The sequence below is a fragment of the Streptomyces rubrogriseus genome (assembly GCF_027947575.1).
Classification (GTDB): Bacteria; Actinomycetota; Actinomycetes; order Streptomycetales; family Streptomycetaceae; genus Streptomyces; species Streptomyces rubrogriseus.
Window position 1 is genome coordinate 1,700,615 of sequence record NZ_CP116256.1, and the last position, 13,931, is coordinate 1,714,545.

The 13,931-nt window shown below is 73.6% G+C and carries 13 protein-coding genes; 5 read left to right on the forward strand and 8 right to left on the reverse strand.

Translation table 11 applies throughout. From position 1 onward, the window contains the following. Positions 1–66: 66 nt before the first annotated feature. Both Sru02f_RS07350 and Sru02f_RS07355 read right to left on the reverse strand, forming a co-directional pair. Entirely contained in the window at positions 67–726 is a 660-nt protein-coding gene (locus tag Sru02f_RS07350; RefSeq protein ID WP_109031647.1) for an SCO2322 family protein, read from the reverse strand. Next, on the reverse strand, positions 723–1,982 hold the full coding sequence (locus Sru02f_RS07355; RefSeq protein ID WP_109031648.1) for a prenyltransferase/squalene oxidase repeat-containing protein: 1,260 nt from the start codon (positions 1,980–1,982) through the stop codon (positions 723–725). Before Sru02f_RS07355 ends, Sru02f_RS07350 begins: the two co-directional genes overlap by 4 nt. Positions 1,983–2,302: 320 nt before the next feature. Here Sru02f_RS07355 and Sru02f_RS07360 point away from each other — a divergent pair, with 320 nt between their 5' ends. Then, on the forward strand, positions 2,303–2,974 hold the full coding sequence (locus Sru02f_RS07360) for a phosphotransferase (RefSeq protein WP_109031649.1): 672 nt from the start codon (positions 2,303–2,305) through the stop codon (positions 2,972–2,974). A 12-nt stretch (positions 2,975–2,986) separates the two neighbouring features. On the opposite strand, the gene Sru02f_RS07365 is transcribed toward Sru02f_RS07360, so the two are convergent. Continuing rightward, positions 2,987–3,649 carry a TetR family transcriptional regulator gene (locus Sru02f_RS07365; protein WP_164270342.1) on the reverse strand — a complete coding sequence of 221 codons (663 nt, stop codon included), beginning with the start codon at positions 3,647–3,649 and terminating at the stop codon, positions 2,987–2,989. 204 nt (positions 3,650–3,853) lie between these two features. Between Sru02f_RS07365 and Sru02f_RS07370 the strand changes: the two genes are divergently transcribed. Genes Sru02f_RS07370 through Sru02f_RS07380 form a run of 3 tightly spaced genes read left to right on the forward strand, consistent with a single transcriptional unit; the run spans position 3,854 to position 7,142 of the window. Next, complete coding sequence (locus tag Sru02f_RS07370) at positions 3,854–5,320, forward strand: glycosyltransferase family 4 protein (protein WP_109031651.1); 1,467 nt, start codon at positions 3,854–3,856, stop codon at positions 5,318–5,320. Further along, positions 5,314–6,048 carry a class I SAM-dependent methyltransferase gene (locus Sru02f_RS07375; RefSeq protein ID WP_109031652.1) on the forward strand — a complete coding sequence of 245 codons (735 nt, stop codon included), beginning with the start codon at positions 5,314–5,316 and terminating at the stop codon, positions 6,046–6,048. The genes Sru02f_RS07370 and Sru02f_RS07375 overlap by 7 nt, the downstream gene beginning before the upstream one ends. Next, positions 6,045–7,142 carry a prenyltransferase/squalene oxidase repeat-containing protein gene (locus Sru02f_RS07380; protein WP_109031653.1) on the forward strand — a complete coding sequence of 366 codons (1,098 nt, stop codon included), beginning with the start codon at positions 6,045–6,047 and terminating at the stop codon, positions 7,140–7,142. Before Sru02f_RS07375 ends, Sru02f_RS07380 begins: the two co-directional genes overlap by 4 nt. Positions 7,143–7,155: 13 nt before the next feature. On the opposite strand, the gene Sru02f_RS07385 is transcribed toward Sru02f_RS07380, so the two are convergent. The 5 genes from Sru02f_RS07385 to Sru02f_RS07405 form a co-directional block, all read right to left on the reverse strand. Beyond that, the gene (locus tag Sru02f_RS07385; RefSeq protein WP_109031654.1) at positions 7,156–7,449 is read right to left on the reverse strand and encodes a hypothetical protein; all 294 of its coding nucleotides are present in this window, start codon (positions 7,447–7,449) and stop codon (positions 7,156–7,158) included. A gap of 102 nt (positions 7,450–7,551) precedes the next feature. Next, positions 7,552–8,421, reverse strand: coding sequence for a DUF5336 domain-containing protein (locus tag Sru02f_RS07390; protein WP_109031655.1), 870 nt, complete (start codon positions 8,419–8,421; stop codon positions 7,552–7,554). Between the two features lie 158 nt (positions 8,422–8,579). Further along, positions 8,580–9,560 carry an N-acetylmuramoyl-L-alanine amidase gene (locus Sru02f_RS07395; protein WP_109031656.1) on the reverse strand — a complete coding sequence of 327 codons (981 nt, stop codon included), beginning with the start codon at positions 9,558–9,560 and terminating at the stop codon, positions 8,580–8,582. Positions 9,561–9,582: 22 nt separating this feature from the next. After that, the gene (locus tag Sru02f_RS07400; RefSeq protein ID WP_164279201.1) at positions 9,583–10,251 is read right to left on the reverse strand and encodes a class I SAM-dependent methyltransferase; all 669 of its coding nucleotides are present in this window, start codon (positions 10,249–10,251) and stop codon (positions 9,583–9,585) included. Between the two features lie 101 nt (positions 10,252–10,352). After that, positions 10,353–12,110: an MFS transporter gene (locus Sru02f_RS07405; RefSeq protein WP_109031658.1), complete on the reverse strand. Its 1,758-nt coding sequence runs from the start codon at positions 12,108–12,110 to the stop codon at positions 10,353–10,355. Positions 12,111–12,402: 292 nt separating this feature from the next. Between Sru02f_RS07405 and Sru02f_RS07410 the strand changes: the two genes are divergently transcribed. Next, a complete protein-coding gene (locus tag Sru02f_RS07410) occupies positions 12,403–13,863 on the forward strand; it encodes an MFS transporter (protein WP_167469502.1) in 1,461 nt (486 codons plus the stop codon). Positions 13,864–13,931 lie beyond the last annotated feature (68 nt).

The following is a 13,931-nucleotide window of genomic DNA, read 5'->3' on the forward strand; positions in this document are numbered from 1 at the left end:
GGGGGGACCCCCATCGCCCCAGCGGCACGACTGCCCGCAGGGGGTGCGGCACGATTGCCCGCAGTTTTAGCGGGTTGCATTCCTGCGCCGCCTTGCTTGCCAGGCGCCTGCGGCCGCCAAGGCGGCAATCACCGAGATGCCGGCGATCAGGCCGAGCGAGGGGCCACCGTCGTCCGAGGCGTCCTTCTGAGCTGAGGCGCTCGGGGTGTCCCGCGTCTCCTGTTCCTGCGACACCTGCTCGCCGCAGCCCGACTTCGGGTAGCCCGCGATCGCGCACAGCAGGGCGTTGGTGTTGTAGCGGAGGGGGCCGGCGACGGCGGCCAGGGCGTCGGCCGTGGTCGCGTCGGGGGAGACCTGGGCGCAGGCCGTGCGCGGGGCGGGCGGGGTCTCGCCGGACGGGGCGTCGGGGGCCGTGCCGAAGTCGAGGACCAGCGCCACCCGCTTGGTGCCGTCCTCGGCCGGGGTCTTCGCGCAGATCGACGCGAAGTCCGCCGTGCCGCGCGGCTGGGCCGCGTCGCCCGAGTTCTCGCTCACCGTGAAGCGGAAGCCCTGGAGGTCTCCGTCGGAGGGGCGGGCCATGGACGGGCCCTGGGTGGCGTAGACCCATGTGCCGCCGTCCCGGTCCCAGAAGGACCAGTAGCGGTAACCGGCGGCCTGTGCCTGGCCCGCGGTCCCGATCAGCAGGAACGCGGCCAGGAGGAGGGGGACGACGCGGCGGGGCGTCACGGCTGCTGCTTCTTGTTGCGGTTGCTGAGCAGGAAGCCGATGCCGATGCCGAAGAGCAGGCAGACGCCGACGAACCACCAGACGCCGAAGGGGGAGTCGTCGTCCTTCTTCTCGTCCTTCGTCTTCTCGTCGTCGCTCGCGGTCGCCGTGTCCTTCGCCGCCGTGCCCTGCGGAGCGGGTCCCGTCGCGTTCAGCTTCGCCACCAGGTCCGTGCCGCCGAAGTCGCGCGGGTCGGTGCCCGTGGCGTGGGCGGCGAAGATCAGCTGGGCGTAGGCGGCCGGGCCGCTCTCCCCGGCCCACTTCGCGGCGTTCTGCTTCAGCCAGGCCAGTGGCTCGGCCGCCTTGTCCGCGCCGCCCTGTGCGGCGAGGGCGACGACCGCGTCGGCGGTGTTGCCGTAGTCCGGCTGGTCGGCGGAGCCGCCGAGGGCGGAGACGAGGTGGCCGTCCTTGGCGAGCGTGTCGGTGAGATACGCGGCGGCATTGGCGGCGGCGCGCTCGCGGTCGGGCTTGTCCGCGTCGGCGCAGGACGCGGCGCCGGTCTTCTCGCCCGCCTCGACGACCAGGCCCGCGCCGAGCGCGCCGAGGACACCCGCGGCCGTCGCGTCCGCGTTGGGCAGCAGCCTGCCGTCCTTGTCGGGCTGGAAGGCGAAGGCACCCGCGCCCTTGTCCTTGGCGCAGGGCAGGGCGAACGTGAGCAGGGCGTCGTAGGGGGACTTGCCGTCCTTGACGACCTTCGCGGGGTCCGACTCCGTGGCGGTCAGGGCGCCGATGACGACGGAGGTGGAGTTGGCGTCGCTGGGGGTGCCGGGGACGTAGCCCCAGCCGCCGTCCTCGTTCTGTACGGACTTCAGCCAGCCGAGGGCTTCCTCGATCACGTCGCCGTGGCCGCCGACGGCCCACAGGGCCTGGACCGCGGCGGCCGTGTTGTTGGTGTCGACCGGGGTCTTGGCGTCGCAGGCCGCGGCCGGGTCGGCGCGGAACGGTGCGAAGGCACCGTTCGCGCACTGCTGGTCCGTGAGCCACTTCACGGCCGTCGAGGACGGGATCACGCCCGCCGTGTCCTGCGCGAGCAGCGCGAGGGACTGGCGCCAGACACCGTCGTACTGGGGGTCGGTGCTCCCGTACAGCCCGGACGGCGCGGTCTTGGACGGGGAGGAGGACGGCGACGGATCGGCGGCGACCGCGGGCGCGGTGGCGGCGCCGATCACGGCTATGGCGGCCAGAGCCGCGGCGCTGCTGCGACGGCGGACGTTCATGATCGGCGGGTGCCTTTCCCTGTGCGGGGACCGGCAGCACGGGGCACCCCCGGCGGCTCGGCCCCGTATGCCTCGACGGTGCCCGTGCGCCGGCGGGTGCCGGGCACGTGAGCCGGTCACGTCCGTGCGGGGCAGTCCGGCTCACCGTCCGGGAGTCTCGGGGAGGCTCGGCGGGCGGCTCACGGTTGCGGGTCAGCGCCGGAATTGCACCGGCTTCCCCCCGTACGGGTGATGACGACGCCGCCACTTTACCCGTCTCCCGGGTCCGGGCCGAGGGGCGGCCGGGACGGGGGCGGCGGCCGGGGGATACGTTCCCGGGCATGCGGACGGGGAGACTGATCGGGGCGGGACGTTCGGCCGACGTGTACGAGGCGGACGCGGGACGGGTGCTGCGGCGCGACCGGGAGGGCGTCGGGGACGCGGCGGCCGAGGGCGCGGTGATGGAACACGTGCGCAAGCACGGCTACCCGGTGCCGCGGGTGTGGCCCGGGACGACGGAATCACCGCGCACGGACCTGGTCATGGAGCGGCTGACCGGGCCGACGATGCTGCGGGCCTGGCAGGACGGGGCGTTGACGCCCCAGGAGGCGGGCGGCATGCTCGCCGGGCTGCTGCGGCGCCTGCACCGGGTGCCCGCGTACCGCAGCGCCGACCCGGGCGCCCGCGTTCTCCACCTGGACCTGCACCCGGACAACGTGATCCTCACGGCGGACGGGCCCCGGGTGATCGACTGGTCCAACACCGAGGAGGGCGACCCCGCGCTGGACTGGGGCATGACCGCGGTGATCCTCGCCCAGGTGGCGGCCGCCGGCGGACCGATGTCCGGCCCAGTCGAGAGCACGCTGGCCGCGCTGCTCACCGACCCCTCGGCCCTCACACCGGACGGTCTCGCCGAGGCGCTGCGGCGCCGGGCGGCCAACCCGACCATGAGCCGGGACGAGGTGGACCTGCTGCCCGCCGCGGAGGCGCTGATCCGCTCCCGCCTGCACTGAACGGCGGCGCTCTCAGGGGCGTGCCGCCGCCGCTCCCGTCCCGGCCTCCGTCAGGTCGATCAGCCGGCACACCGTCTCGATGTCCACCCGCACCTGGGCGAGGGAGGTGCGGCCGGCCAGCCAGGTGATCAGGGTCGAGAGCCAGGTGTGCTCGACGACCCGGACCGCCGACAGCTGCTCGGGCGTCGGGTTCTCCAGGCCGCCCATCGCGTCCAGGATGATCGCCGTGGTCTGCCGCGAGACCTGGTCGACCTCCGGGGAGACGCTGCGGTCGGCGAAGGTCAGGGCACGGGCCATCGCCTCGGCCAGCCGGGGCTCGCGCTGCAACGCGCCGAAGGCCCGCATCAGGGTCTGCGCCACCCGGTCCGCGGCCGTCTCACCGGTGGGCGGGCTCTTGCGCAGGGTGCCGTGCAGCCGCTCCAGCTGGTCGTGCATGGTCGCCACCAGCAGATGCACCTTGGACGGGAAGTACCGGTACAGCGTGCCGAGGGCCACCTGCGACGACTCCGCGACCTCCCGCATCTGCACCGCCTCGAAGCCGCCCCGGCAGGCCAGCTGGGCGGTCGCGTGCAGGATGCGCCGGCGGCGCTCCCGCTGCCGTTCGGTGAGGGGCGGGGCGGTGGAGCGATGCGCCGAACCGGGCGCCGTCGCCGTCGGGTTGTCCACCTTGGTCACCTGCTTCCCCGGGTCCCGCGTCCGGATCCCCCCGAGCCCGGCGCGACGGTGTGCCGCGCCGTGGCGTGAATCACCTGATCCACTCGGCACAGGGTCCCTACCTGCCGGTAGATTCGGAGCCTCTGACGATCAAGTCTGAAACTTGTTCTAGATTAACCTCCCGACGTAGTGTCGCGGGACAGCGCAGTGAGGAGGGGGCCCAGAGTGACCGCCGAGGCCAGTCAGACGGGTCCCCGTCCGGAGCCAGCCGCCGACGGCTTGCCACCGCTGCGCATCGCCCTCCTCACCTACAAGGGGAACCCGTTCTGCGGCGGGCAGGGCGTCTACGTCCGCCACCTCTCCCGCGAACTGGCCCGCCTCGGCCACCGCGTCGAGGTCATCGGCGCCCAGCCCTACCCCGTCCTCGACGACGGGCCCCCGGTCGGCGACCGGCTCTCGCTCACCGAGCTGCCCAGCCTCGACCTCTACCGCCAGCCCGACCCCTTCCGCACCCCGAAGCGGGGCGAGTACCGGGACTGGATCGACGCGCTCGAGGTCGGCACGATGTGGACCGGCGGCTTCCCCGAGCCCCTCACGTTCTCGCTGCGCGCCCGCCGCCATCTGCGGGCCCGCCGCGGCGACTTCGACGTCGTCCACGACAACCAGACGCTCGGCTACGGCCTCCTGGGCGACGTGGGCGCGCCCCTCGTCACCACCATCCACCACCCCATCACCGTCGACCGGCAGCTCGAACTCGACGCCGCCGACAGCCGGGGGCGCCGCTACTCGGTCCGCCGCTGGTACGCCTTCACCCGGATGCAGAAGCGCGTCGCGCGCCGCCTGCCCTCCGTGCTCACCGTCTCCGGCACCTCCCGCCAGGAGATCGTCGACCACCTCGGCGTACGGGACGACCGCATCCACGTCGTCCACATCGGCGCCGACACCGACCTGTTCTCGCCCGACCCGTCGGTGCCGCGGGTGCCGGGCCGGATCGTGACGACGTCCAGCGCGGACGTACCGCTCAAGGGCCTCGTCTTCCTCGTCGAGGCGCTGGCCAAGGCGCGCACCGAGCATCCGCGGGCCCACCTCGTCGTCGTCGGCAAGCGGCCCGCCGAGGGGCCCGTCGCCCAGGCGATCGAGCGGTACGGCCTCGAAGGCGCCGTCGAGTTCGTCAAGGGCATCTCGGACGCCGAGCTGGTCGACCTCGTGCGGTCCGCCGAGGTCGCCTGCGTGCCGTCGCTGTACGAGGGGTTCTCGCTGCCCGCCGCCGAGGCCATGGCGACCGGCACGGCACTGCTCGCCACCACCGGCGGGGCCGTCCCCGAGGTCGCCGGACCCGACGGGGAGACCTGCCTCGCGGTGCCGCCGGGCGACGCGGACGCACTGGCCGCCGGGCTGAACCGGCTGCTCGGCGACCGCGAACTGCGGGCCCGGCTCGGCGCCGCCGGACGCGAGCGCGTGCTGCGCCACTTCACCTGGGCCCGCGCCGCCGAGGGCACCGTCGCCCGCTACCGCGAGGCCATCGGCCGCCGCCCCTCCGGCACGAGCACGCCGGGCACCCCGAGTGCCGCGAACACCCCGAGCGCTCAGAGTGCCCCGGGGGCCGCCCCGGCGGGCCAGAAGCCGGCCCCGGCCCCGGCCCCGACCACCAGTGACACCGGCGTCTATCCCGAAAGCAGGGCCACGTGCTGACCGTCGACTTCTCCCGGTTCCCGCTCGCCCCCGGCGACCGCGTCCTGGACCTCGGCTGCGGCGCCGGCCGGCACGCGTTCGAGTGCTACCGGCGCGGGGCCCGGGTCGTCGCGCTGGACCAGAACGCCGAGGAGATCCGCGAGGTCGCCAAGTGGTTCGCGGCGATGGAGGAGGCCGGTGAGGCCCCGGCCGGCGCCACCGCCACCGCCATGGAGGGCGACGCGCTCGCCCTGCCCTTCCCCGACGAGTCCTTCGACGTCGTCATCATCTCCGAGGTGATGGAGCACATCCCCGACGACAAGGGCGTCCTCGCCGAGATGGTCCGCGTCCTCAAGCCCGGCGGCCGCATCGCGATCACCGTGCCGCGCTACGGCCCCGAGAAGGTCTGCTGGACCCTCTCCGACGCCTACCACGAGGTCGAGGGCGGCCACATCCGCATCTACCGGGCCGACCAGCTCCTCGCCCGCATCCGCGAGGCCGGCCTCAAGCCGTACGGCACCCACCACGCACACGCGCTGCACTCGCCGTACTGGTGGCTGAAGTGCGCCTTCGGCGTCGACAACGACAAGGCGCTGCCGGTGCGGGCGTACCACAAGCTGCTGGTCTGGGACATCATGAAGAAGCCGCTGGCGACGCGGGTCGCCGAGCAGGCGCTGAACCCGCTGATCGGCAAGAGCTTCGTCGCCTACGCGACCAAGCCGCACCTGCCGCCGGTGGACGCCGCGTGACCGCGCCCCGCACCCCCGGCACACCCCGCACCCCGCGCACCGAACACCTCGTCCTGCCCGGCGTCCTCACCGCCGCCGAGGCCGCCGCGACCGTCCGGGGCATCCTCGCCGTCCAGCGCGAGGACGGCGCGATCCCGTGGTTCCGCGGGCACCACCTCGACCCGTGGGACCACGTCGAGGCGGCGATGGCCCTGGACACGGCCGACGAGCACGAGGCCGCCGAGCGGGCCTACGCGTGGCTGGCCCGGCACCAGAACCCGGACGGCTCCTGGTACGCCGCCTACGCCGACGGGGACTTCGCCGACGTCACCGACCGCGGCCGGGAGACCAACTTCGTCGCCTACGTCGCCGTCGGCGTCTGGCACCACTACCTCGCCACCGGCGACGACCTGTTCCTGGAACGGATGTGGCCCGTCGTCCACGCGGCCGTCGAGTTCGTGCTGCGCCTCCAGCAGCCCGGCGGGCAGATCGGCTGGCGCCAGGGCGACGACGGAACGGACACCAAGGACGCGCTGCTGACCGGCAGTTCCTCCGTCCACCACGCCCTGCGCTGCGCGCTCGCCATCGCCGAGCAGCGTGAAGAGCCCCAGCCCGACTGGGAGTTGGCGGCGGGCGCGCTGCGGCACGCCATCCGCCGCCACCCGGAGCGGTTCCTGGACAAGGGCCGCTACTCGATGGACTGGTACTACCCGGTCCTCGGCGGCGCGCTGACCGGCACGGAGGCCAGGTCCCGCATCAAGGAGAGCTGGGACCGTTTCGTGGTCCCGGGCCTCGGCGTGCGCTGCGTCGTCCCCAACCCGTGGGTGACCGGCGGCGAATCGGCCGAACTCGCGCTCGCCCTGTGGGCGGTGGGCGAGTCCGACCACGCCCTGGAGATCCTCCAGTCCATCCAGCACCTGCGGGACCCGGACAGCGGCCTGTACTGGACGGGCTACGTCTTCGAGGACGAGACGGTCTGGCCGCGCGAACTGACCGCCTGGACGGCCGGTTCCCTGCTCCTGGCCGTCGCCGCGCTCGGCGGCCACGAGGCCACCTGCCAGGTCTTCGCGGGCGACCGGCTGCCGCGGGGCCTGGACCCCGACTGCTGCGTCTGAGGGCCGCCCGGCGTCAGCCCCGGTGCAGGCGGTTGGCGATGGCGTGGCCGACGAAGAGGTAGACGACCGCGGCCAGTCCGTACCCGGCGACCACGCGCGCCCAGGCCTCGTCGAAGGTGAAGAGATCGTGCGACCAGCCGGCCAGCCAGTCGGCCGCGTCATGGACGAACCGCACCAGGTCGTTGGCCCGGTTGGCGTCCAACAGGTACATCAGGATCCACAGTCCGAGGATGAAGGCCATGATGTCCGCGATCACCGCGACGGCCGTTCCGGCGGAGTGGGAGCCACTGCGCGTTCGAGGGGACATGCCTTCCGTCTGGCCCGGAAAGCGCGTTCGAAACCTACGGCCCCTCGCCCGGAAGTACCGGTGGGCGAGGGGCCGTTGAGGTGAACGGGCGAGCGGGGGCGGTCAGCCGCGCTGGATGCCCGAGGTGTCCTGGAGGACACCGCGGCGGCCGTCCTGGGTCTGCGCGACCAGGTTGGCGCCGCGCTGCTCGACGGCCAGGTACCAGGTACCCGGCGCCAGCTCGGCGATCGGCGTCGGCGAGCCGTCCTCCGCGAACAGCGGACGCGGCACCGGCACGGCGAACCAGAACGGGGCGAAGTCCCCGGCCGGCTGCGCCTGCGCCTGCTGCGGGGCCTGCGGCTGGCCGGGCTGGGGCTGACCGGGCTGCGGCTGCCCCGGCTGCGGCTGGCCGCCGAAGGACGGACCGGGCTGGCCGGGCATGCCCGGCTGACCGCCGTACGGCTGCTGCTGGGCGCCCGGGTAGCCGTAACCACCCTGGGGCTGACCGCCGTAGGGCTGCGGCGCGGCCGGACGGGCGGCCGGGATCAGGGTGCCCTTGAGGGCCGGGAGCAGCGGCGTGGCCACCGCCGCGGCGGCCATGACCAGCGTGGCGATGAGAGCGAGGATCAGGCCCATCCCGGCACCGATGCCGCTCGCACCCCCGTCGTTGTCGAAGGCGCCCGCCGGGTCGAAGATGTTGCCGAGCGCGCACCACGCGGCGAAGACCGTGAACGCGATGCCGAACTGGCCGAGGTCGAGACCCGCCACCTTCTTGGGCTGCGGCATGGCACGGTTCACGACGACGAGCGCGGCGCCGATGACGCCCGCCAGGACGACACCGAGCACGACCGAGCCACTGCCCCACAGGCTGGGGATGTCGGCGCTGTCCGGCGCACCGTCGATCGAGTAGATGTCGAGGAACGACGCGATCAACAGCAACACCGCTGCTCCGATCACCACGCCGTCGCCTCGAGTGAGCGAGCGGATATTCACTTCAGGTCCTTCGTAGGTCGTCTCGTCGTCGGTAGAGGCGTCGCTGTCACGACGGCGCCGAAAGGTTCCGGTGTGAAGCGCGGGGGTGGCCCCTCATCGTACGGACGACACTATCGTCCGGACCTCGGCGCTGTCCGCAGGGATCGGGACGCCGATCACTACCCGCGCAGGAAACTCACGATTCCCTCAGACATCCCCTCCGCCGCCTTCTGCCGCCAACTGCCGCTGGTCAGCAGGGCCGCGTCCGTGCTGTCGCGCATGTTGCCGCACTCGATGAACACCTTGGGAACCGTTGACAGATTGAGACCGCCCAGGTCCGTGCGCGTGACCAGACCGGTGCCGTCGCCGAGGTAGTTCGAGGGCGCGGTGCCCGTGACGCGCACGAAGCCGCCCGCGACGCGCTCGCCCAGTTCGGCGGAGGGCGCCACGATCGCGCGGGTGTCGGCGGCCCCGTCGTGCACCGAGCCCGGCATGATCACGTGGAAGCCCCGGTTGCCCGCCCCCGACCCGTCGGCGTGGATCGAGATCGCGGCGTCCGCCTTCGAGTCGTTGCCGATCCGGGCCCGCTCGTCCACGCAGGGACCGAACGAACGGTCGCCGTCCTGCGTCAGCTTCACGGTCGCGCCCTGCTTCTCCAGCAGGTCGCGCAGCCGGTGGGCCACGTCGAGGGTGAACTTCGCCTCGGCCCAGCCCGCGTTGGTGGCCGTGCCCGTCGTGTCGCACTCCTTCCAGTGCGTGCCGACGTTCACCTTGCGGTTGATCTCGGACGCGTGCCGGAAGTTGGCGGGGTTGTGCCCCGGGTCGATGACGACGACCTTGCCCGTGAGGGGGCCGGAGGCGGACGGTGCCTTCGAGGTGGGGGCGGGTGACGAACCCGCGGGCTTCTTGCCGTCGCCGTCGCCCGGGGACGCGGGAGCACTGGAGGCGGGAGCGACGGACGACGGCGCCGCCGACGTCCCCGTACCGCCCGCCCGGTCGGAGCCGCCCCCGTCCCCGTCGTCGGGGCCGCCCACCGCCGCGTACACCCCCCACCCGAGCAGCGCCCCGGGCACCAGCGCGGCCAACGCCACGGTCAGCGCGCGGCGCAGCGGGGAGCGGCGGGGCGGGGAAGGTTCGAAGTCCGGGCCTGTGTACGACACGTCAGCGACTCTAACCGCGGCCTCAGATCCCCGCGCCGGTTCGCCGCAGGACGCGCAGCGAGTCGGTCGCGGAGACCTCGGTGAACGCGCCGGAGGCCAGCGCCCTGAGGTGGACGCGGTACGGGGCCTGGCCGGTGAACTCGTCGGCCGGGTCGGGGAACACGTCGTGGATGACCAGCAGACCGCCGTCGGCCACGTGCGGGGCCCAGCCCTCGTAGTCGGCGTTCGCGTGCTCGTCGGTGTGGCCGCCGTCGACGAAGACCAGGCCGAGGGGGGCGTTCCAGACCGCCGCGACCTGGGGGGAGCGGCCGACGAGGGCGACCACGTGCTCCTCCAGGCCGGCCCGGTGCAGGGTGCGGCGGAAGGTGGGCAGGGTGTCCATCACGCCCAGTTCCGGGTCGACGGTCTCAGGGTCGTGGTAGTCCCAGCCCGGCTGCTGCTCCTCGCTGCCCCGGTGGTGGTCGACGGTGAGCGCGGTGACCCCGGCCCGGCGGGCCGCGTCGGCGAGCAGCACGGTGGAGCGCCCGCAGTACGTGCCGACCTCCAGCAGCGGCAGCCCGAGCCCGCCCGCCTCCACGGCGGCGGCGTACAGCGCGCGGCCCTCGTGCGCGGGCATGAACCCCTTCGCGGCCTCGAAGGCGGCCAGGACTTCGGGGGAGGGGGCGGGGAGGGAGCCGGGGGCCGCGGTCATGGGGGCCTTTCGCTGGTCGTACGGGGTGTGCCGGCGCCCCATGCTGCCGTACCCCCCGCCGCGCGCTGCGACAGGGGGTACGGGGCCGGGGCGGCAGGGGGTCAGGCGGGGACCGTCTCGCCCGGCAGGGACAGGTCCAGGTCGACCGGGCGGTCGCCGCCGTGGGTGGCCGCGTGGGCGAGCGGGGGGTGGCCCGCGGCGCGGGCGGCCAGGACGTACGGGCCCTGGGCGGGCACGGCGAGGGCGTAGCTGCCGTCGCCGGCGGAGAGGGTCGCGCCCGCCTGCCGTCCGTGCCGGTCGATCAGGGTGACCTTGGCGCGGGCGACGGGGGCGCCGTCGGCGGCCAGCACCCGGCCCCGGAAGCCGTGCGGGTGCTGCCCGGCCCCGGCGAGCGCCTGTTCGGCGCGGGCCAGGTTGGCGTCCTCCTCGCTGCTCGCGCGCAGCTGGGACACCGCCGCCGGGGTGCGGCGGGGGAGGAAGAACGCCAGGACCAGGCCGACGGCGACCGCGCCCGCCGCGATCGCGAAGGAGACGCGGAAGCCGTGCAGGGTGGGGACGGCGACGCCGCCCACGTCGTTCGCCGTGTTGGCGAGCACCATGCCGATGACGGCGCTCGACACCGACGTACCGATGGACCGCATCAGCGTGTTGAGGCCGTTGGCGGCGCCCGTCTCGGAGGCCGGGACGGCGCTGATGATCAGGGCGGGCAGGGAGGAGTAGGCGAGGCCGATGCCCGCGCCGATCAGCACCGAGGTGACGACGGTCTGCCAGGCGGCGCTCATCAGGCCGAGACCGCCGGCGTAACCGATGCCGATGATCACCAGGCCGATGATGAGGGTGGTGCGGGGGCCGTAGCGGGCGGACAGGCGGGCGTAGACCGGCGCGGTGAACATCATCGTCAGGCCCAGCGGCGCCACGCACAGACCCGCGACCACCATCGACTGGCCGAGGCCGTAGCCGGTCTCCGAGGGCAGCTGGAGGAGCTGCGGCAGGACGAGGGAGATGACGAAGAAGGAGACGCCGACCATGATCGAGGCGAGGTTGGTGAGCAGGACCTCGCGGCGGGCCGTGGTGCGCAGGTCGACCAGCGGGGCGGCGACGCGCAGCTCCATCAGGCCCCACAGGAGCAGCACGACGACCGCGGCGGCGAACAGGCCGAGCGTGGTGGGCGAGGACCAGCCCCAGTCGCTGCCCTTGCTGATCGGCAGCAGGAAGAGGATCAGACCGGCGGTCAGACCGAACGCGCCCGGCAGGTCGAACGAGCCCTTCGCGCGCAGTGGGGACTCGGGTACGACCAGCAGCGTCAGGGCGATGGAGACGACACCGAGGCCGGCGGCGCCGTAGTACAGGGCGTGCCAGTCGGTGTTCTGGGCGACCAGGGCCGCGGCGGGCAGCGCGAGGCCGCCGCCGACGCCGATCGAGGAACTCATCAGGGCCATCGCCGAGCCGAGTCGCTCGCGGGGCAGCATGTCGCGCATCAGACCGATGCCGAGGGGTATCGCGCCCATCGCGACGCCCTGGAGCGTACGGCCGACGATCATCGGGATCAGGGCGTCGGTGAGCGCGCTGAGCAGCGCGCCGACGACCATCACCGACAGGCTGGCGATCAGCATGCGGCGCTTGCCGAAGAGGTCGCCGAGCCGGCCCATGATCGGCGTGGCCACGGCTCCGGACAGGAGCGTGGAGGTGAGGACCCAGCTGGCGTTGCTGGGTGAGGTGTCCAGGAGTCGGGGCAGGTCCTTGATGACCGGGACCAGCAGGGTCTGCATCACCGCGACGACGATGCCCGCGAACGCGAGCACCGGGACGGTGGCCCCGCTCGCTCGCCGCGCGGGCTCGTCGGTCGTCGTGTGGGACATGGGGTGGGGCCTCCAGGCCGGAGTTGGCGGGTGCGGAGCGTGATCGTGATACGTGCAGACTGAACCTCGTGCGCCGGGGCAACTATTCCGTTGCTTCGAGTCCCTAACTAATTCTTGACCTTCTCTTGGCGTTCACGGGAGGAGGACGGAGGAAGGAGGGAGGGCGGGGGAGGGACGGACGGGAGAAACGGACGGGAGAACGGATGGGGGGCGGCTAGGTCGTGAGACCTAGGCCGGGCGGGGGCCGAAATACCGATGCAAGGGTCAGGTCGGGGTTGAGACCATGACACCCATGCTCGAAGCCACCGGTTCCCCCGCCTCCGCCACCGCGCGGATATCCCCGCGCCGTACTCCGCCCACCTGGCTGGTCGTGGCGCTCGCCTGCGCCGGACAGTTCCTGGTCGTGCTCGACGTGTCCGTCGTCAACGTCGCCCTGCCCTCGATGCGGGCCGACCTCGGCCTGAGCGCGCAGGGGCTCCAGTGGGTGGTCAACGCCTACGCCATCGCCTTCGCCGGGTTCATGCTGCTCGGCGGTCGGGCCGGCGACCTCTACGGGCGCAAGCGGATGTTCCTGGTCGGGCTCGGGCTCTTCACGCTGGCCTCGCTGGGCGGCGGCCTCGCCCAGGAGGGCTGGCAGCTGCTGCTCGCCCGCGCCCTGCAAGGGCTCGGCGCGGCCGTACTCGCCCCCTCGACGCTGACGATCCTGACCGCCGCGGTGCCCGAGGGCGCGGCGCGGGCCCGCGCGATCGCGACCTGGACCGCCGTGGGCGCGGGCGGCGGCGCAGCGGGCGGTCTGGTGGGCGGCGCCCTGGTGGACGGGCTGTCCTGGCGCTGGGTGCTGCTGATCAACGTGCCGGTGGGCGCGGTCGTGCTGGCCGGTGCGGCGCTGTGGCTGGCCGAGAGCAAGGGCGGTCCGCGGCGCCGACTCGACCTGCCCGGCGCGCTGCTGGTGACCGCCGGTCTCGCCACGCTGGCCTACGGCATCTCGCAGACCGAGTCCGAGGGGTGGGCGGCGTCGGCGGCCCTGGTACCGCTGGTGGCCGGACTCGCGCTGCTCGGACTCTTCCTCCTCGTCGAGGCGCGGACGGCGGCGCCGCTGATGCCGCTCGGGCTGCTGCGGCTGCGGTCGGTGGCGTCGGCGAACGTGGCGATGCTGGTGTCCGGCTCGTCGATGTTCTCGATGTGGTTCTTCATGACCCTGTACGCGCAGAACGTGCTCGGCTACTCGCCGCTGGAGGCCGGAGTCGCCCTGGTGCCCAGCTCCCTGGCGGTGATCCTCGGCTCGAAGGCGGCCCCGCGGTTCATGCCGGTGCTCGGGGCCCGGAACGTGGCCGTGCTCGGCACGCTCGTCGCGGCGGTCGGCTTCGGCTGGCAGTCCACGATGACCGCCGACGGCGGCTATCTGACCGCGATCATGATCCCCGGCGTACTGATGATGCTGGGCGCGGGTACGGCGGCGACTCCGCTGGCCTCGCTGGCCATCTCCGGCGCGGCACCCGGGGACGCCGGACTGGTCTCCGGGCTGATCAACACCTCCCGGACGATGGGCGGTTCGCTGGGACTCGCGGTGATGTCGACGATCGCGGCCACCCGGGCCGGGGGCGAGGGCGCGGGCCCGGTGGCCCTGACGGACGGCTACGCGCTGGTCTTCCGCACGGCGGCGGTGGTCCTGGTCGCCGCGGCCCTGCTGATGTGGACGTGGCTCCCGGCAGGCCGCCCGAAGCCCGAGCCGATGGCCCACAGCACGGACTGAGCGCCCCAACGGGCACCGTCTGCCGCCGGGTTCTCGGAGCGTCCCTGAAAGGGGCGCGGGGAACTGCG